This window comes from Pseudomonas sp. GW822-FHT02G04 (assembly GCF_058802085.1).
In genome coordinates this window covers 149,234-166,954 of sequence record NZ_JBXANU010000010.1, presented here as the reverse complement: position 1 = coordinate 166,954, position 17,721 = coordinate 149,234, and the positions used below count along the sequence as shown (strand labels likewise).

The 17,721-nt window shown below is 59.9% G+C and carries 17 protein-coding genes; 10 read left to right on the top strand and 7 right to left on the bottom strand.

Annotated elements, in window-relative coordinates:
- Positions 1 to 48 precede the first annotated feature (48 nt).
- Complete coding sequence (locus AC1RO5_RS15460; protein WP_493176019.1) at positions 49 to 1,323, bottom strand: sensor histidine kinase; 1,275 nt, start codon at positions 1,321 to 1,323, stop codon at positions 49 to 51.
- Complete coding sequence (colR, locus tag AC1RO5_RS15455; protein WP_007938890.1) at positions 1,313 to 1,996, bottom strand: two-component system response regulator ColR; 684 nt, start codon at positions 1,994 to 1,996, stop codon at positions 1,313 to 1,315. Before colR ends, AC1RO5_RS15460 begins: the two co-directional genes overlap by 11 nt.
- Before the next feature lie 201 nt (positions 1,997 to 2,197).
- On the opposite strand from colR, the gene AC1RO5_RS15450 reads away from it, so the two are divergent.
- Both AC1RO5_RS15450 and AC1RO5_RS15445 read left to right on the top strand, forming a co-directional pair.
- Entirely contained in the window at positions 2,198 to 4,147 is a 1,950-nt protein-coding gene (locus AC1RO5_RS15450; RefSeq protein WP_493176017.1) for an LTA synthase family protein, read from the top strand.
- 53 nt (positions 4,148 to 4,200) lie between these two features.
- Complete coding sequence (locus AC1RO5_RS15445) at positions 4,201 to 4,944, top strand: phosphatase PAP2 family protein (RefSeq protein WP_493176015.1); 744 nt, start codon at positions 4,201 to 4,203, stop codon at positions 4,942 to 4,944.
- Positions 4,945 to 5,114: 170 nt separating this feature from the next.
- Here the strand turns inward: AC1RO5_RS15445 and groL are convergent, their stop codons facing one another.
- The 4 genes from groL to AC1RO5_RS15425 all read right to left on the bottom strand — a co-directional run bounded on the left by groL (position 5,115) and on the right by AC1RO5_RS15425 (position 8,624).
- The gene (gene groL / locus AC1RO5_RS15440) at positions 5,115 to 6,761 is read right to left on the bottom strand and encodes a chaperonin GroEL (protein WP_019651371.1); all 1,647 of its coding nucleotides are present in this window, start codon (positions 6,759 to 6,761) and stop codon (positions 5,115 to 5,117) included.
- A 49-nt stretch (positions 6,762 to 6,810) separates the two neighbouring features.
- Positions 6,811 to 7,104, bottom strand: a complete 294-nt coding sequence (locus tag AC1RO5_RS15435) for a co-chaperone GroES (protein ID WP_018926588.1) — start codon at positions 7,102 to 7,104, stop codon at positions 6,811 to 6,813.
- A 245-nt stretch (positions 7,105 to 7,349) separates the two neighbouring features.
- Complete coding sequence (locus AC1RO5_RS15430) at positions 7,350 to 7,826, bottom strand: FxsA family protein (protein WP_019651370.1); 477 nt, start codon at positions 7,824 to 7,826, stop codon at positions 7,350 to 7,352.
- A 66-nt stretch (positions 7,827 to 7,892) separates the two neighbouring features.
- A complete protein-coding gene (locus tag AC1RO5_RS15425) occupies positions 7,893 to 8,624 on the bottom strand; it encodes a HugZ family pyridoxamine 5'-phosphate oxidase (protein ID WP_493176013.1) in 732 nt (243 codons plus the stop codon).
- A gap of 165 nt (positions 8,625 to 8,789) precedes the next feature.
- On the opposite strand from AC1RO5_RS15425, the gene AC1RO5_RS15420 reads away from it, so the two are divergent.
- Positions 8,790 to 9,548 carry an SDR family oxidoreductase gene (locus AC1RO5_RS15420; protein WP_018926591.1) on the top strand — a complete coding sequence of 253 codons (759 nt, stop codon included), beginning with the start codon at positions 8,790 to 8,792 and terminating at the stop codon, positions 9,546 to 9,548.
- A 110-nt stretch (positions 9,549 to 9,658) separates the two neighbouring features.
- On the opposite strand, the gene apbC is transcribed toward AC1RO5_RS15420, so the two are convergent.
- Positions 9,659 to 10,753 carry an iron-sulfur cluster carrier protein ApbC gene (apbC, locus tag AC1RO5_RS15415; protein ID WP_493176012.1) on the bottom strand — a complete coding sequence of 365 codons (1,095 nt, stop codon included), beginning with the start codon at positions 10,751 to 10,753 and terminating at the stop codon, positions 9,659 to 9,661.
- Between the two features lie 327 nt (positions 10,754 to 11,080).
- On the opposite strand from apbC, the gene metG reads away from it, so the two are divergent.
- From metG to nth, 7 genes are all read left to right on the top strand, one after another.
- Positions 11,081 to 13,135, top strand: coding sequence for a methionine--tRNA ligase (gene metG / locus AC1RO5_RS15410; protein WP_493176010.1), 2,055 nt, complete (start codon positions 11,081 to 11,083; stop codon positions 13,133 to 13,135).
- A gap of 144 nt (positions 13,136 to 13,279) precedes the next feature.
- On the top strand, positions 13,280 to 13,849 hold the full coding sequence (locus tag AC1RO5_RS15405) for an Rnf-Nqr domain containing protein (protein ID WP_493176008.1): 570 nt from the start codon (positions 13,280 to 13,282) through the stop codon (positions 13,847 to 13,849).
- The gene (gene rsxB / locus AC1RO5_RS15400) at positions 13,846 to 14,850 is read left to right on the top strand and encodes an electron transport complex subunit RsxB (protein WP_493176006.1); all 1,005 of its coding nucleotides are present in this window, start codon (positions 13,846 to 13,848) and stop codon (positions 14,848 to 14,850) included. Before AC1RO5_RS15405 ends, rsxB begins: the two co-directional genes overlap by 4 nt.
- Positions 14,837 to 15,829, top strand: a complete 993-nt coding sequence (locus tag AC1RO5_RS15395) for an RnfABCDGE type electron transport complex subunit D (protein WP_493176004.1) — start codon at positions 14,837 to 14,839, stop codon at positions 15,827 to 15,829. The genes rsxB and AC1RO5_RS15395 overlap by 14 nt, the downstream gene beginning before the upstream one ends.
- Positions 15,826 to 16,437, top strand: coding sequence for an RnfABCDGE type electron transport complex subunit G (locus tag AC1RO5_RS15390; protein WP_493176002.1), 612 nt, complete (start codon positions 15,826 to 15,828; stop codon positions 16,435 to 16,437). Before AC1RO5_RS15395 ends, AC1RO5_RS15390 begins: the two co-directional genes overlap by 4 nt.
- Positions 16,430 to 17,044, top strand: a complete 615-nt coding sequence (locus AC1RO5_RS15385; RefSeq protein ID WP_493176000.1) for an Rnf-Nqr domain containing protein — start codon at positions 16,430 to 16,432, stop codon at positions 17,042 to 17,044. Before AC1RO5_RS15390 ends, AC1RO5_RS15385 begins: the two co-directional genes overlap by 8 nt.
- Positions 17,041 to 17,679 carry an endonuclease III gene (nth, locus tag AC1RO5_RS15380; protein WP_493175998.1) on the top strand — a complete coding sequence of 213 codons (639 nt, stop codon included), beginning with the start codon at positions 17,041 to 17,043 and terminating at the stop codon, positions 17,677 to 17,679. The genes AC1RO5_RS15385 and nth overlap by 4 nt, the downstream gene beginning before the upstream one ends.
- Positions 17,680 to 17,721: the final 42 nt, after the last annotated feature.

The following is a 17,721-nucleotide window of genomic DNA, read 5'->3' as shown; positions in this document are numbered from 1 at the left end:
TCATTTCAGGGTTTTGCGGAGCCGATTTAATTTTCAACCCATTCACCGCTATTTCTGACTCAACTCCACCTGAAAGCGACAACCGTTGGGTTCCATGTTCGTCAGGCTGACACTCCAGCCCTGGTTCTCGCAGATCCGCTGCACCAGCGACAGTCCCAGCCCCAGGCCCTCGCCTCTCTTTTCGCTGCCGCGTACGAAAGGCTCGAACATCGCCTCGCGTTTTTCCTCGGGAATGCCTACACCACTGTCCTCGACCACGAACCCCGTATCCGTCAGGGCCAAGCGGATAAACCCGTGCTCGGTGTAGTGCAGCGCATTACGCAACAGGTTGCCCATCACCGCGTGCAGAAGCGTCGCGTTATAGCGAGTGTCCGGCGGGTTGCCCAACTCGACGTTCAACGTCAGGCCCTTGGTTTCGATCGGTTCGCGCCATTGGCAAAGCAACCCGTCGGCCACCTGACTGAGGCTCTGCTGGGGTCCCATGCTGGCGTCCTCATGCTGAGCGCGGGCCAGCATGAGGAAGGTTTGCACCAACTCGCGCATCTCTGCGCAAGCCCGGGCGATCCGCTCGACCTGGGCACGCCCGCGTTGATCGATGCCGGGGTTTTCCAGCAACAATTCACAGGAACTGGCCAACACCATCAATGGCGTGCGCAGTTCGTGGCTGACGTCACTGGTGAACAATCGCTCACGGGTCAACGCCTGACGCAAGCGCCCGAGGGTAGCGTCGAAGGCCACGGCCAGCTCGCCCACTTCATCGGCGGCATAATCCGGAGCCAGTGGCGGTGCCAGGCCCAACAGCTGATCGCGATGGCGCACCTGGCGGGCCAGTCGCACCACCGGCGCCATCACCTTGCGCGCCAGCACCCAGCCCAGAAATACCGCCAGCGCCAGGCTCAGCACGAAGCCCACCAGCACTACGGCAAACAGCACCCGTTCACGCTCTTCGAAATCGCTCTGGTCCTGCAACAGCACGTAACGCCGTCCGTCGACGATTTCGACCATCGCGTGATACGACAGATGGTCGCGAAAGACTTCATGAAAACCCGAGTCCAGGTGCCGCAAATCCTTGGGTAACTCAAAGTCGCCCGGCCCGCCGCTGAAATAGAACAACTGGTCCGGCTCGGGGCGGTGGCTCCAGTCCGTCACGCTGTCCATCAGCAACAGGCGTTGCAAATCGCCACCCAGACCTGACGAAATCAGTTTCTCTTCCACCAGGTGCACGGTCGCTATGATGCCTATCGCGAAGGCTCCCGCGACCAATGCGCTCATCAACGCAAAGGCGATGATGATCCGTTGCGAAAGGCTCTGCTTAAACTCCATCACGGCCCTCGGCCAAGCGATAACCGACGCCGTGTACCGTGTGCAGCAGGGGTTTGGCGAACGGCTTGTCGATCACCTGGCGCAATTGATGGACGTGGCTGCGCAGGCTGTCGCTGTCCGGGCAGTCGTCGCCCCACAGGGCCTCTTCGAGAATTTCCCGGCGCAGCACATGCGGGCTTTTCTGCATCAACACGGCCAGCAACTTCAGGCCCACCGGGTTGAGTTTCAGCAGACGGCCTTCGCGCGTCACCTCCAGGGTATCGAGGTCGTAGCTCAGATCGCCGACCTGCAAGGCACGGCGACCGCCACCCTGGGCACGGCGCATGACCGCCTCGATGCGCGCTGCCAGTTCGGACAGGGCAAAGGGTTTGATCAGGTAATCGTCGGCACCGGACTTGAAGCCTTGCAGACGGTCGTCCAGTTGATCGCGCGCGGTGAGCATGATCACCGGCGTATCACGGCGGGCGTCTTCGCGCAGGCGTTTGCACAAGGTGTAGCCATCGATGCCGGGCAGCATGATATCGAGTACGATCAAGTCGTAATGCTCGGTGGCCGCCAGGTGCAGGCCAGATAAACCGTCCTGCGCGCAATCCACGGTGTAACCTTTGAGCCCCAGATAATCGGCCAGGTTGGCCAGGATATCGCGGTTGTCTTCAACCAATAGAATTCGCATCGGCACCTCCTCCGTATACAGTAACGGCCGTCTTGGCCCGCGCAGCTTAAGGCCAAGTGTGACTCAGGGCTAGGGCGGCCGGTCGTAGAATCGATGCGCTCAACCAAATAATGGTGATAACAAGTTTTTCACTGCTGGTTCACAACCTGACTACAGCGTTCAAGACAAACTTTCGCGCGATTGATATAGGGAATGTAGATAATGGATTGTTTGAAGACGGCGCCAATGCGCCTTCTGCTGCTGGTAACCGGTTCCTGGCTGGTAATTTTTCTCCTGACCCGAAGCGTTCTGCTCCTCACTCACCTGGATGAGGCCGGCAGCGGATTCCTGTCAGTGTTTGGCATCGGCCTGCTCTATGACCTGGGTTTCATTGCCTACGCGGCGCTGCCCATGGGCCTCTATCTGCTGCTATGCCCGCCGGCCCTGTGGCGCCGCCGTGGCCATCGCTGGTTCCTTCAGGGCCTGCTGACCGTCAGCCTGTTTGCCATGCTGTTCACTTCGGTGGCCGAATGGCTGTTCTGGGATGAGTTCGGTGTGCGTTTCAACTTCATCGCCGTCGATTACCTGGTGTACTCCGACGAAGTGCTGAATAACCTGCTGGAGTCGTACCCGATCGGCAAACTGCTGAGCATGCTCGCGGTGCTGGCCGTGGTCCTGAGCTTTGCCCTGCGCAAATCCTTCAACGCTGCGCTGGACGCACCATTGCCTGCCATGCGCGGGCGTCTGCTGAATGCGCTCGGCCTGCTGATCGTCACGGGCCTGAGTGTGCAACTGCTCAGCCAGGATGCGCCGCGCGCTCAGGGTGGCAATGCCTATCAGAACGAACTGGCGAGCAATGGCCCGTACCAGTTCTTCGCCGCCTTTCGCAATAACGAACTGGATTACCCGCAGTTCTACAGCACCCTGCCGAGCGCCGTCGTCGCACAACAGATTCGCGCTGAACTGACCGAGCCCAACGCTCGCTTCATCGGCGAGGATCCGCAGGACATCCGCCGGATGATCGATAATCCCGGCACCGAACGAAAACCCAACATCGTGCTGGTCACCATCGAAAGCTTCAGCGCCAAGTACATGGGCAGCAATGGCGACGATCGCAACCTGACACCAAACCTCGATGCCTTGCGCAAACAAAGCCTGTACTTCAATAATTTTTACGCCACCGGCACCCGCACCGATCGCGGCCTGGAGGCCATCACCCTGGCCATTCCACCGACGCCGGGGCGCTCGATCGTCAAGCGTGTGGGTCGTGAAAGCGGTTTCGCCAGCCTCGGCCAGCAACTCAGCGCCGTGGGTTACGACAGCGTATTCGTGTATGGCGGGCGCGGTTACTTCGACAACATGAACGCGTTCTTCAGCGGCAACGGCTATCGCGTCGTTGACCAGAGCAGCGTTGATGAATCAGAGATTCAGTTCAAGAACGCCTGGGGAATGGCTGACGAAGACCTCTATAACCAAACCCTGAAACTGGCCGACGCCGACTACGCCAAACAACAGCCGTTTCTGCTGCAGCTGATGACCACCTCCAACCATCGCCCCTATACCTACCCGGATAATCGGATCGACATCAAGTCCGGTAACGGACGCGACGGTGCGGTGAAGTACACCGACTTTGCCATTGGTCAGTTCCTCGATCAGGCACGCAAGAAGCCCTGGTTCGATAACACGATCTTCGTCTTCGTCGCCGACCACACGGCTGGCAGCGCCGGCAAAGAAGACTTGCCAATCAGCAACTATCAGATTCCGCTGTTCATCTATGCGCCGAAGCTGATCGAGACTCGGGAAACCGCACAGCTGGCCAGTCAGATCGACCTGGCGCCAACGCTACTCGGGCTGCTGAACCTGGATTACCAATCGACGTTCTTCGGTCGCAACCTATTGCAGGACAATCCACTGCCGCCGCGAGTGGTGGTTGGCAACTATCAACATCTGGGCTTGTTCGACGGCAAGGATTTAGCGATCCTGAGCCCTCGTCAGGGTCTGCGGCGCCACGACGATGCACTGACCGACAGTCGCGAATCACGGGCCACCGCCGATGATCCGTTGATCACCCGTGCAATCACTTATTACCAAACGGCCAGTCATGGCTTCAAGCAACAGCTGCTCGGCTGGAAAGCGCCCAAGGAGGGCACCCGCCAAGTCAGCGACCGTTAATCGAATGGCCCCGGGCTGATGCCCCGGGGTTTTTCCATTCATCAGGATCCACCATGTCATCAACCGCTGTCCGTCCCGTCTCCCGCCCGCTCAACTTCTGGCTGTGCCTGGGAGTGCCCGCCATTGCGGCGATCACCCTGCTGCTGCTCGAGTTGACGTCCCTGGACATGGACCTTGCCAAGCTGTTCTATGATCCGGTCGCCGGTGCGTTCATCGGGCGCCACAGTTATTTCCTGGAAAACATCCTGCATGACCGGGCCAAGCAAGTGGTCATTGCCTTTTCGGTGTTGTCCATCCTGGGCTTTGTCGGCTCCTTTTTCATTGAAAGGCTCAAACCGTTCAAACGTGAATTGGGTTGCCTGGTGTTGTCTCTGGCGCTGGCAACCTCCTTTGTCACCCCGCTCAAAGCGGTGACGGCGGTGCAATGCCCATGGAGCCTGGAACAATTCGGCGGGCACGAAACCTACAGCGAACTGCTGAGCCCTCGCCCGCACACCGATAAACCAGGCCGCTGCTGGCCCGGTGGTCATGCGGCGACCGGTTTCACCCTGTTTGCGTTGTTCTTTGTGTTGCGCGACCGACGTCCGCGGCTGGCACGCAGTGCGTTTGTCTTCGCTTTCACATTGGGCTCGGTGTTTTCCCTCGGCCGGATGATGCAGGGCGCGCACTTCTTCTCGCACAACGTGTGGACGGCGATTTTCTGCTGGCTGTTCTGTCTGGGGGCGTATTACTACATCCTCTACCGGCCGGCCTCCAAGACTGAACAGGCGAACAAGGCAAAACCGGTCAGCGCCTGAACCGACGCCATCGCGGGCAAGCCCGCTCCCACAGGTTTACGCAATCCACTGTGGGAGCGTGGCTTGCCCGCGATGGCCGCGATGCGATCTGCGGACCTACCAAAATGAAGGCAATAAAAAGCCCCGCCTGCTCAACGCAGGCGGGGCTTTTTTATAGGGGTAAGGCTGGCTTACATCATGCCGCCCATGCCACCCATACCGCCCATGTCTGGCATACCGCCGCCAGCTGCGCCATCTTTCTTCGGTGCTTCGGCAACAGCGGCCTCGGTGGTCAGGATCAGACCGCCAATCGAGGATGCAGCTTGCAGAGCCGAACGGGTTACCTTGGTTGGGTCCAGGATGCCCATTTCGATCATGTCGCCGTATTCGCTGGTGGCAGCGTTGTAACCGAAGTTACCTGCACCCTGCTTGACCTTGTCGACAACCACGCTTGGCTCGTCGCCGGAGTTGGCAACGATCTGACGCAGTGGCGCTTCGACCGCACGACGCAGAACAGCGATACCGACGTCCTGATCGGCGTTGTCGCCTTTCAGTTCGCTGATGGCTTGCAGGGCACGGATCAGTGCCACGCCGCCGCCAGGTACCACGCCTTCTTCAACGGCTGCACGGGTAGCGTGCAGGGCGTCTTCAACGCGGGCTTTCTTCTCTTTCATTTCAACTTCGGAGCCAGCGCCAACCTTGATCACTGCAACGCCGCCAGACAGTTTGGCCAGGCGCTCTTGCAGTTTTTCACGGTCGTAGTCGGACGAAGTGTCGGCCACTTGTTGACGGATCTGGGTCACGCGAGCCTGGATGTCAGCCTCAACGCCGGCGCCGTCGATCACGGTGGTGTTTTCTTTGGACAGGATCACGCGCTTGGCATTACCCAGGTGTTCCAGGGTGGTGCTTTCCAGGCTCAGACCGATCTCTTCGGAGATCACGGTACCGCCGGTCAGAACAGCGATGTCCTGCAGCATGGCCTTGCGACGGTCGCCGAAGCCTGGAGCCTTGACGGCTGCGACTTTAACGATGCCACGCATGTTGTTCACAACCAGAGTCGCCAGGGCTTCGCCTTCAACGTCTTCGGCCACGATCAGCAGTGGACGGCCGGCTTTGGCAACGGCTTCCAGTACTGGCAGCATTTCGCGGATGTTCGAGATCTTTTTGTCGACCAGCAGGATCAGCGGACCGTCCAGCTCGGCAGTCATGGTCTCTGGCTTGTTGACGAAGTACGGGGACAGGTAGCCGCGGTCGAACTGCATGCCTTCAACAACCGACAGTTCGTTTTCCAGGCCCGAGCCTTCTTCAACGGTGATCACGCCTTCTTTACCGACTTTTTCCATGGCTTCGGCAATGATGTCGCCGATGGAGTTGTCGGAGTTAGCGGAGATGGTACCCACCTGAGCGATTGCCTTGGTGTCAGCGCAAGGCTTGGACAGGTTCTTCAGCTCTTTGACGATCGCGATGGTCGCTTTGTCGATACCGCGCTTCAGGTCCATCGGGTTCATGCCGGCAGCGACGGCTTTCAGGCCTTCGTTGACGATCGACTGAGCCAGAACTGTAGCGGTGGTGGTGCCGTCGCCTGCGTCGTCGTTGGCACGGGAGGCAACGTCTTTGACCAGCTGCGCGCCCATGTTTTCGAAGCGGTCTTCGAGTTCGATTTCTTTGGCTACGGAAACGCCGTCCTTGGTGATGGTCGGAGCGCCGAAGCTCTTCTCGATGATCACGTTACGGCCTTTCGGGCCCAGGGTCGCTTTTACCGCGTCAGCCAGAACGTTGACACCGGTGAGCATCTTCTTGCGGGCGGAGTCGCCGAATTTAACTTCTTTAGCAGCCATGATCGATATTCCTTAAATACTTTGTAGTAGCGGGAAAATGAGCGGGGAATCAGCCTTCGACAACAGCGAGAATCTCGTTCTCAGCCATGATCACCAGGTCTTCGCCATCGACTTTCACAGTGTTGCTGCCGGAGTACGGGCCGAACACCACCTTGTCACCCACTTTCACGGACAGTGCACGCACTTCGCCGTTGTCCAGCACTTTGCCTGGGCCTACAGCTAGGACTTCACCCTGGTTTGGCTTTTCAGCAGCCGAACCTGGCAGGACGATACCGCCAGCGGTTTTCTTTTCTTCTTCGCTGCGACGGATAACGACGCGGTCATGCAGAGGACGAAGCTTCATTGTCGATCTCTCCTAATTGTGGTTTTCATCGGCCGGTGTAGTCCCGGCGGGTTTAACAAATCCGGCGGCGCCGGGTGCGGTTCGTCGAGCGAACCGCGGAAGTCTGTCTGGCGCAATTGCCAGAAACCTTGCGGTGACCGTTACATAAGGGCGCGCGAGCCTATTTCAAGGGCCGTGAGCGAATTTTTTACGTCGATCCCCTGAAAACGAACACGGCACCCGAAGGTGCCGTGTCGATGGACGTGTTACTTGGAGTCGCGGTGTTCGAACTCGCCTTCGATCACGTTGGGCTCACGGCCCAACGGCTGGCGTGGCGCAGGACCGCCCCGCGGCTGAAGGTCATCGGCAAACGCACGCTGGCGCATCGCTTGTTCCTCGGCGCGCTGGCGCATTTTATTGGCCAGCAGTCGACGAGAGATCGGCAGCAACATAATCAGACCCAGCACGTCGGTGACGAAGCCCGGCAGAATCAACAGACCACCCGCCAGGGCCAGCATCAGGCCTTCGAGCATGGTCTGGGCCGGCAACTCGCCGCGGCTCAGGCTTTCACGAGCGCGCAGCGCAGTAGCCAGACCGGCGATACGCAGCACGAACACGCCGAGCATCGAGCCGAGAATGATCAGTAGCAGGGCCGGGAAAAACCCGATCGCCCCGCTGACCTTGACGAATACGAACAGCTCCAACACCGGAAACAGTACAAAGAGCAACAAAAAAGGGCGCATCAAATGGTTCCTCAACGCAAGTAAGCCTTGCCAGTGTTCCTTAGATGACGTCGCCGTTTCGTGAATTCAAGCGTCGGCCACTTCATTTTTCGGCCAATGCTCGGCGTGAGCCAGGAAAACCAAGGCTTCCCGGACTTGTGTCGGCGTATTACAAGGCACTTGAAACGGCAGCCAGTAGAGCCCCTGGCCGATGCGCAAATGCATGCCTTCGGTGTCGATGCCGACCAATTGCGCCGGCACGGTTTTCGGCAGGCCCGCCAGGTCGACGTAGTGGGCGATGGCTTTGGCGTGATCGGCATTCATGTGCTCGACCATGCTCACTTCAGCCTTGCCGGCGAACGGGTTGGCGAGGGTTAGTTGGTCAACCCAGTGAATCGCGCCGAAACCGCCGATGTAACGGTGGCGTACCGGTTTGAGCACCCAGAAATCGAAATCGTGGGCCTTGTGATAGTTCTGCGAATCCGGGAAATAGCGATAGTAACGCTCGGCTGCCGCTTCGATGGCTGCGGCGTCCGCAAGCTTTTCCCCTTCGGCCAGGTAGGTCAGCCGACCAACGGCTTGCACGTCTTCGGCCTCGCGTTCACCTACCAGCAGCGAGCATTTCGGATCCTTCTGCAGGTTGTGAGTGTGCTGAGCGATGCGGCTGATAAGGATCAGCGGCCGGCCCTGTTCGTCCAGACAGTACGGAACCACGGAGCCAAACGGGAAACCGGGCATCGCTTTGGAGTGCGTAGAGAGCACTCCACGGTATTCCTTGAGAAGCAATTCTCGGGCATGCTTAGCCACTACAACGCTCAATTTATGACTCCTTATATAGATTCCGTCGAGAAAACGGACAGGCGTCTGGGTGAAAGTTCCAGTACGCCACAGGGGCAGTTCTCATGTGCAGCCAGGCCACATCAGGCTCAGATCGAGAGGCCCTCTAGAAGGAGAAACACTCCGATCGGCTATGGGGCTATGCGAATGCAACTCACTGACAAAGTAATCATTATCACCGGCGGTTGCCAGGGTTTAGGTCGTTCCATGGCCGAGTATCTTGCAGGTCGTGGCGCGAAGCTGGCCCTGGTGGACCTGAACCAGGAAAAACTCGACGCCGCCGTCGCCGCTTGCAAGGCCAAGGGTGTCGAGGCCCGTGCCTACTTGTGCAACGTCGCCGATGAAGAGCAAGTGACCCACATGGTCAGCCAGGTGGCCGACGATTTCGGCGCGATCCATGGTCTGATCAACAACGCCGGCATTTTGCGCGACGGCCTGTTGCTGAAGGTCAAGGATGGCGAAATGACCAAGATGAGCCTGGCCCAATGGCAGGCGGTGATCGACGTCAACCTGACCGGTGTGTTCCTGTGCACCCGTGAAGTCGCGGCAAAAATGGTCGAGCTGAACAACAGCGGCGCGATCATCAATATCTCGTCGATCTCGCGCGCCGGCAACATCGGCCAGACCAACTACTCCGCCGCCAAGGCCGGTGTCGCTGCGGCGACCGTGACCTGGGCCAAGGAACTGGCGCGCTATGGGATTCGCGTGGCGGGCATTGCGCCCGGCTTCATCGAAACTGAAATGACCCTGAGCATGAAGCCGGAAGCGCTGGAAAAGATGACTTCCGGGATTCCGCTCAAACGCATGGGCAAGCCCGAAGAGATCGCCCAGTCGGCGGCCTACATTTTCGAGAATGACTACTACACCGGCCGGATTCTGGAGTTGGATGGCGGGTTGCGCATCTGAAGCAAGATCAAAAGATCGCAGCCTCGCTTCGCTCGACAGCTCCTACATGGATTGGCTTATATCTGTAGGAGCTGTCGAGCGAAGCGAGGCTGCGATCTCTTTTCAGCGATTTAATCGTCGCTGACAGAGATGTTCGGCATCGCCGGCGTCGCAGCTTCCTGCAACACAATCCGCGCGCCGACATGGCGGGCCAGTTCCTGGTAAACCATCGCAATCTGGCTGTCAGGCTCGGCGATCACCGTTGGCTTGCCGCCGTCGGCCTGTTCGCGGATCAGCATCGACAGCGGCAACGAAGCCAACAATTCGACGCCGTACTGGTTGGCCAGCTTCACACCGCCGCCCTCACCGAACAGATGCTCGGCATGCCCGCAGTTGGAGCAGATGTGCACGGCCATGTTTTCGACCACGCCCAGCACCGGGATGTTGACCTTGCGGAACATTTCCACGCCTTTGCGCGCATCCAGCAACGCCAGATCCTGCGGGGTGGTCACGATCACCGCACCGGCCACCGGGACTTTCTGCGCCAGGGTCAACTGGATGTCGCCGGTGCCTGGCGGCATGTCGATGACCAGGTAATCCAGGTCGCCCCAGGCCGTTTGCGTGACCAGTTGCAACAAGGCGCCGGATACCATCGGCCCACGCCAGACCATCGGCGTGTTGTCGTCGGTCAGGAACGCCATGGACATCACTTCGACGCCATGGGACTCGATCGGAATGAACCATTTCTGATCCTTGACCTGTGGTCGGGTGCCTTCGGGGATGCCGAACATGATGCCCTGGCTCGGTCCGTAGATGTCCGCGTCGAGAATCCCCACTTTGGCGCCTTCACGAGCCAGCGCCAGCGCCAGGTTGGCAGCCGTGGTGGACTTGCCCACACCGCCCTTGCCGGACGCCACGGCCACCACGTTCTTGACGTTGGCCAACCCCGGAATCTGTGCCTGGGCCTTGTGCGCGGCAATCACGCTGGTGATCTCGACACGGGCAGTGACCACGCCGTCCAGGCCCTCGATGGCCAGTTGCAGCAACTGCGCCCAGCCACTCTTGAACAGACCGGCGGCGTAACCCAGCTCCAGCTGGACGCTGACGCGATCGCCCTGGATATCGATGCTGCGCACGCACCCGGCGCTGACCGGGTCCTGGTTCAGATAAGGGTCGGTGTATTGGCGAAGGACGGCTTCCACCGCTGCGCGATTGACGGCGCTCATGGGCAACTCCGATAGCAAGACTGGAAAATCAGGCGGGTATCCTACGCCGGACACACATTTGTGGCGAGGGAGCTTGCTCCCGTTCGGCTGCGAAGCAGCCGTAGTCAAGTTGACGCGATCCTTCTGCCGGAATCGGGTTGCAGGGGGTGGGGCGGCTTCGCCACCCAACGGGAGCAAGCTCCCTCGCCACAAAAGTCCTCTTGCACCAAGCAAACTCATCACCACTCTTTTCAGGGGCGATGCATCCGGAAACAGGCCCGAAGGGTGAAAAATATGCGCCGGCGCTTTATAGTGGCCGACCTCCGTTTCATCAAGTAGCCGAGCCCCATGTCCGAGCCACGCAAGATCCTCGTCACCAGCGCCCTGCCCTATGCCAATGGTTCGATCCACCTCGGCCATATGCTGGAATACATCCAGACCGATATGTGGGTGCGCTTCCAGAAGCATCGCGGTAACCAATGCATTTATGTCTGCGCCGACGACGCCCACGGTTCGGCCATCATGTTGCGCGCGGAAAAGGAAGGCATCACCCCGGAACAACTGATCGCCAACGTCCAGGCTGAACACAGCGCCGACTTTGCCGAGTTCCTGGTGGACTTCGACAACTTCCACTCCACTCACGCCGAAGAAAACCGTGAGCTGTCGAGCCAGATCTACCTGAAGCTGCGCGACGCCGGGCACATCGCCACGCGCTCGATCACGCAGTACTTCGACCCGGAAAAGAAAATGTTCCTGGCCGACCGCTTCATCAAGGGCACTTGCCCGAAATGCGGCACCGAAGACCAGTACGGCGACAACTGCGAAAAATGCGGTGCAACCTACGCGCCGACCGACCTCAAAGATCCGAAGTCGGCGATTTCCGGCGCCACGCCGGTGCTCAAGGATTCCCAGCACTTCTTCTTCAAGCTGCCGGACTTCCAGGAAATGCTGCAAACCTGGACCCGCAGCGGCACGTTGCAAGAGGCCGTGGCCAACAAGATCGCCGAATGGCTGGATGCCGGCCTGCAGCAGTGGGACATCTCCCGCGATGCGCCGTACTTCGGCTTCGAGATTCCCGACGAGCCGGGCAAGTACTTCTACGTGTGGCTGGACGCGCCGATCGGCTACATGGCCAGCTTCAAGAACCTGTGCAACCGTACGCCGGAACTGGACTTCGACGCGTTCTGGGGCAAGGACTCCACCGCCGAGCTGTACCACTTCATCGGCAAGGACATCGTCAACTTCCACGCCCTGTTCTGGCCAGCGATGCTCGAAGGCGCGGGTTTCCGTAAACCGACCGGCATCAACGTGCACGGCTACCTGACCGTCAACGGCCAGAAGATGTCCAAGTCCCGTGGCACCTTTATCAAGGCCCGGACCTATCTGGATCACCTGTCGCCGGAATACTTGCGCTACTACTACGCGGCCAAGCTGAGCCGTGGCGTCGATGACCTGGACCTGAACCTCGAAGACTTCGTGCAGAAGGTCAACTCGGATCTGGTCGGCAAAGTCGTCAACATCGCCAGCCGTTGCGCCGGTTTCATCCACAAAGGCAACGCTGGCGTGCTGGTGGCCGGCAACGCCGCGCCGGAGCTGACCGAAGCGTTCCTGGCCGCAGCGCCGAGCATCGCCGAAGCCTACGAGGCTCGTGACTTTGCCCGGGCCATGCGCGAAATCATGGGCCTGGCCGACCGTGCCAACGCCTGGATCGCCGACAAGGCACCGTGGTCGCTGAACAAACAGGAAGGCAAGCAGGATGAAGTCCAGGCCATCTGCGCCTTGGGCATCAACCTGTTCCGCCAACTGGTGATTTTCCTCAAGCCGGTGCTGCCGCTGCTGGCCGCCGATGCGGAGGCGTTCCTGAACGTCGCACCGCTGACCTGGAACGACCACGCCACCTTGCTCAGCAACCATCAGTTGAACGAGTTCAAACCGTTGATGACCCGCATCGACCCGGTAAAAGTGCAAGCCATGACCGACGCCTCGAAAGAAGACCTGACCGCCAGCCAGACCGACACCGGCGAAGCTGCCGCGCCTCAAGGCAACGGCGAACTGACCAAGGATCCGCTGTCGCCGGAGATCGAATTCGATACCTTTGCCGCGGTCGACCTGCGCGTCGCCCTGATCCTCAAGGCCGAAGCCGTCGAAGGTGCCGACAAACTGCTGCGCCTGACCCTGGACATCGGTGACGAGCAACGCAACGTGCTCTCCGGCATCAAGAGCGCCTACCCGGACCCGGCCAAGCTTGAAGGTCGCCTGACCATGATGATTGCCAACCTCAAGCCGCGCAAAATGAAATTCGGGATCTCCGAAGGCATGGTGATGGCGGCCGGCCCTGGCGGTGAGGAAATCTACCTGCTGAGCCCCGACAGCGGCGCCAAGCCAGGTCAGCGCATCAAGTAAGGTTCTGCGCTAAACCGATCCCACAGTCGTGCCCGGCGCGACTGTGGGATTTTCATGTCTGGCCCACCCTCCTTCCTTGCCGGATAATGCCTAATCTCTTTTTAGAGAGCCCTTTAAGAAAGCCCCGTTCTTACCGGCACGATCATGACCGAACTGCTTCTTACGCTTATCAGCGCTGCCCTGATCAACAACCTCGTGTTGCACTGGCCGCTGGGCGTCGATCCGGTGCTGGGCAGCGAGCGGCGACAGGTGCATGCATTGGGCATCGCGACGACGTGCCTGATGCTGGTTGTCGGCACGCTCGGCCATGCGCTCTACCACTGGCTGCTGGTGCCGTTGGGGCTGACATCATTGCGTCTGTTCGTGTTCCTGCCGCTGAGCGTTCTGCTGATCGGCCCGCTGCTGAAGTTGCTTCCACGGCTATTTGCCAAGCTTTCATTCGAGGGTCTCTGGCCCCTGCTGCTGGGCAATGCCGGCGTGCTTGGGCTGACGTTGCTCAATGCTCAGGACGACAAGGGACTTTTCCACGCCATAGCCCTGAGCCTCGGTGCCGGGCTGGGTTTCTGGCTGGTGCTGAGCCTGTTCAGCGACTTGCGCCAGCGCACACTCGATAACGATGTCCCCCTGCCCTTTCGCGGCCTGCCGATCGAATTGATCGGCGCCGGATTGATCGCAGTGGTTTTTCTCGGATTCAGCGGGCTGATCAAAACATGAGTCTGATTCAACGCATCGATGCCCTCTTGCCGCAGACCCAATGCGGCAAGTGTGGCCACCCCGGATGCAAACCGTACGCCGAAGGCATCGCCAGCGGCGAGCCGATCAACAAGTGCCCACCGGGCGGCAGCGAAACCATCGCGGCCCTCGCCGAGCTGCTGAAAGTGCCGGTGCTGGAACTGGACGTCAGTCGCGGCTCGGCACCAGCGCAAATCGCGTACATCCGCGAAGCCGAATGCATCGGCTGCACCAAATGCATTCAGGCCTGCCCGGTCGACGCGATTGTCGGCGCGGCGAAATTCATGCACACGGTCATCGTCGACGAATGCACCGGTTGCGACCTCTGCGTGGCGCCCTGCCCGGTGGATTGCATCGAGATGCATCCGCTACCGCTGGCCACGCTGCCGATTGTCGGTGGGCTGGCGTTCAGCCTGGAGGAACAACAGGCCCGGGCCGCCAAACGCAATCGTGCGCGCCGTCGCTTCGAACAGCGCAATGCCCGCTTACACCGCGAAGAGCAACAGAAACTCGCCGAACGCCAGGCCCGCGCCCAACGCGCCGTGCAGCACAGTGAAGTGACGCTCGACCCGGTTCAGGCCGCGCTGGAACGCGTGCGCGCACAGAAGGCCGCCAATGCCGATGCGGCACTGAAAAAGGCCAAGGTCGATCTGGCGATGAGTCGGGCGCAGCTGAACAAATCGCTCAAGGCCTTCGGGCATCCACCGACCTTTGAACAGCAATCGCAACTGATCGTGTTGCAACAACAGTTCGAAGCCGCCGAACAGGCGCTGTTGCTGCTGGAAAGCAGTGCGCCGCAAGTCGCTGCGACACCGGCTCCGGCGAACGATGCCGAGCTGAAACGGGCGAAGATCCAGTTGGCCATGCGCCGCGCCGAACTGAAGAAGGCTCAAACAAGCGAAGCGTCGGCCGAACAGATCGCAGCGTTGCAACATGCGCTCAGCGAAGCCGAGCGGCAGGTGGATGCCTATGCCGCCCCTTGAATCGGTGGACGAACGCCTTCAGCAGGCCATGAAGCTGGTGTTGCTGGCCACCCTGCCGGGAATGCTGATGTTGTTTTGGTTGTACGGTTGGGGCGTGTTGATCAACCTGATTCTGACGGCGGCTACCGCACTGGCCGTTGAAGCAGCGGTGTTGCAGCTGCGCAAGCAACCTGTAAGACCGACAGTGAGCGATGGCAGTGCGCTGGTCAGCGCGACCCTGTTGGCCCTGGCCTTGCCGCCTTACTGCCCATGGTGGCTGACGGTCAGCGCGGCGGCATTCGGACTTTTTTTCGGCAAGCACCTGTATGGCGGCGTCGGCAGGAACCCTTTCAACCCGGCGATGCTCGGTTTTGCCCTGGCTTTAGTGACATTTCCCCAGCAAATGACCCATTGGCCGTCGTCCCATGGCATGGACTTGCTCGCAGGCCTGCAGCAAGTGTTCGGCTTCAGCCTCGGCCAGACACCAGACGCGTGGACCCAGGCCACCGCGCTGGACAGCCTGCGAATCAACAAAAGCCTGACCATGGACGAACTGTTTGCCGGCAACCCGGCATTCGGCCATTTCGGCGGCCGGGGCGTGGAATGGGTCAACCTGGCCTTTCTGGCCGGCGGTGCGTTTCTGCTGCAACGACGGGTGTTCAGCTGGCATGCTCCAGTCGGCATGCTCGCCAGCCTGTTCGTCATCAGCCTGTTGTGCTGGAACGGTTCGGGCTCCGATTCCCATGGCTCACCACTGTTTCATCTGCTCACCGGCGCGAGCATGCTGGGTGCCTTCTTCATCGTGACGGAACCGGTATCCGGCGCGAAAAACCCCACGGCCCGGTTGCTGTTCGGCGCCGGCGTGGGGCTGCTGACTTACCTGATTCGCACGTGGGGCGGCTATCCCGACGGGGTGGCCTTTGCCGTCCTGCTGATGAACCTCTGTGTACCGGCGCTGGAGCGGTTTGCCGCCTCCAGGCAAGCGCAGGTTAGCCCATGAACCGAGCGACAAGCGTTGTGGTCCTGGTATTACTGGCAGGCCTGGGGACAGGCGCGACTTACTTCGTGCAGCACACCAGCGCCGCACGCATTGCCGCCGAACAACGCCTGATCGACAGTCGCAATTTGCTGGACCTGCTAGCGCCCGACAGTTACGACAATCAGCCACTGGAACACCCCCTCAGCGTCGAAAACACTCGTCTGCCCAACAGCACGCTGCTGAATGGCTACCTGGCGTCCAAGGCCGGCCAACCGAGCGCCGTGCTGCTGCGCAGCCAGACACCGGGCTACGCCGGCTCCATCGATTTGCTGATCGCCATCGACCCCCATGGCAAGTTGCTGGGGGTCAAAACCCTCAAGCAATCGGAAACCCCGGGGCTGGGCGGCAAGCTCGCCGAGTGGCCCAATGCCTGGCTGCAAGTGTTTACCGGCAAGTCTCTAGGCGAACCAGGTGACACTGGCTGGGCCTTGAAAAAGGACCAAGGTCAATTCGATCAGATCGCGGGCGCGACCATCACCTCAAGAGCGGTGATCAATGCCACCCACGATGCATTGCGCTACTTCGACGAACACCGGCAACCGTTGATCGGGAGCAGTGCCCATGAATAAGTCATCAACCCTGCAGAATTCGCTGATGTTTGCGCCTCTGATCGGCGTCACTGATTCGTTGGTAACAGCTCTGGGCCTATGGCTGATGTTCGCTCTGGTGCTCAGTGTTTATGGCGTGAGCATGGGCGTCTTGCGCTCGCGACTGATTCCGGCAACACATTTACTGGCCTGCCTCCTGCTGGCTGCCACACTGACCAGTTGTGCGGAACTCGCCACACAAGCCTGGTCGCTTCAATGGCACCAGCATCTGGGGTTCTATACCGGATTGATCGCCTTGCAATGCGTCGTGCTGGAACATAACGGTTTTTTCCAGAGCACAAGGCGTGATCGCCTGTGCCTGTGCGGCCTGTTCGGCGCCTTGATGATTGGCCTGGGCCTGCTGCGCGAGCTCATTGGCAACGGGACACTGGGTAGCCATCTGCCCTGGCTGACCGGTGCTACGCAACCGGACTGGCAAGGTTGGGTGCTCACCGCTGACGGTGGCCTGCGCTTGGCCACGCTGGCCCCCGGCGGGTTTATTCTGCTGGGGCTGCTGATCGCCGCACGTCAGGCCTGGACCCGCCCGACACCCACATTGACCTCCTTCGAGGAAACGCATCGCCCATGAATGCCGCAAAACGTCTGGAAATTTTCCGCAGGTTTCACGAAGACAATCCTGAACCGAAGACCGAGCTGGCCTATTCCTCGCCGTTCGAACTGCTGATCGCCGTGATTCTCTCGGCGCAATCGACCGATGTCGGCGTCAACAAGGCCACCGCCAAACTGTTTCCGGTGGCCAACACGCCGGCGGCGATTTATGCCTTGGGCGTCGAAGGGCTGTCGGAATACATCAAGACCATCGGCCTGTTCAACAGCAAAGCAAAAAACGTGATCGAAACCTGTCGCTTGCTGGTAGAACACCATGGCGGTGAAGTGCCGCAAACCCGCGAAGCGCTGGAAGCGTTGCCCGGCGTCGGTCGCAAGACCGCCAATGTGGTGCTCAATACCGCCTTTCGTCAGCTGACCATGGCCGTGGACACCCACATTTTCCGGGTCAGCAACCGTACCGGCATTGCTCCGGGCAAGAATGTGGTCGAGGTGGAGCAGAAACTGATGAAATTCGTGCCGAAGGAGTATCTGCTCGACGCCCATCACTGGCTGATTCTCCACGGACGCTACGTTTGCCTGGCCCGCAAGCCGCGTTGTGGCAGCTGCCGGATCGAGGACTTATGCGAATACAAGCAAAAGACCTCGGACGATTGAGGCTCTATTAGTTTTATTGATTAGCCGATTGAAAAAATCTTT

Excerpts from the sequence above, each read along its gene's own strand:
- AC1RO5_RS15460 (WP_493176019.1), bottom strand. The coding sequence starts at position 1,323 with ATGGAGTTTAAGCAGAGCCTTTCGCAACGGATCATCATCGCCTTTGCG.
- colR (WP_007938890.1), bottom strand. The coding sequence starts at position 1,996 with ATGCGAATTCTATTGGTTGAAGACAACCGCGATATCCTGGCCAACCTG.
- AC1RO5_RS15450 (WP_493176017.1), top strand. The coding sequence starts at position 2,198 with ATGGATTGTTTGAAGACGGCGCCAATGCGCCTTCTGCTGCTGGTAACC.
- AC1RO5_RS15445 (WP_493176015.1), top strand. The coding sequence starts at position 4,201 with ATGTCATCAACCGCTGTCCGTCCCGTCTCCCGCCCGCTCAACTTCTGG.
- groL (WP_019651371.1), bottom strand. The coding sequence starts at position 6,761 with ATGGCTGCTAAAGAAGTTAAATTCGGCGACTCCGCCCGCAAGAAGATG.
- AC1RO5_RS15435 (WP_018926588.1), bottom strand. The coding sequence starts at position 7,104 with ATGAAGCTTCGTCCTCTGCATGACCGCGTCGTTATCCGTCGCAGCGAA.
- AC1RO5_RS15430 (WP_019651370.1), bottom strand. The coding sequence starts at position 7,826 with ATGCGCCCTTTTTTGTTGCTCTTTGTACTGTTTCCGGTGTTGGAGCTG.
- AC1RO5_RS15420 (WP_018926591.1), top strand. The coding sequence starts at position 8,790 with ATGCAACTCACTGACAAAGTAATCATTATCACCGGCGGTTGCCAGGGT.
- apbC (WP_493176012.1), bottom strand. The coding sequence starts at position 10,753 with ATGAGCGCCGTCAATCGCGCAGCGGTGGAAGCCGTCCTTCGCCAATAC.
- metG (WP_493176010.1), top strand. The coding sequence starts at position 11,081 with ATGTCCGAGCCACGCAAGATCCTCGTCACCAGCGCCCTGCCCTATGCC.
- AC1RO5_RS15405 (WP_493176008.1), top strand. The coding sequence starts at position 13,280 with ATGACCGAACTGCTTCTTACGCTTATCAGCGCTGCCCTGATCAACAAC.
- rsxB (WP_493176006.1), top strand. The coding sequence starts at position 13,846 with ATGAGTCTGATTCAACGCATCGATGCCCTCTTGCCGCAGACCCAATGC.
- AC1RO5_RS15395 (WP_493176004.1), top strand. The coding sequence starts at position 14,837 with ATGCCGCCCCTTGAATCGGTGGACGAACGCCTTCAGCAGGCCATGAAG.
- AC1RO5_RS15390 (WP_493176002.1), top strand. The coding sequence starts at position 15,826 with ATGAACCGAGCGACAAGCGTTGTGGTCCTGGTATTACTGGCAGGCCTG.
- AC1RO5_RS15385 (WP_493176000.1), top strand. The coding sequence starts at position 16,430 with ATGAATAAGTCATCAACCCTGCAGAATTCGCTGATGTTTGCGCCTCTG.
- nth (WP_493175998.1), top strand. The coding sequence starts at position 17,041 with ATGAATGCCGCAAAACGTCTGGAAATTTTCCGCAGGTTTCACGAAGAC.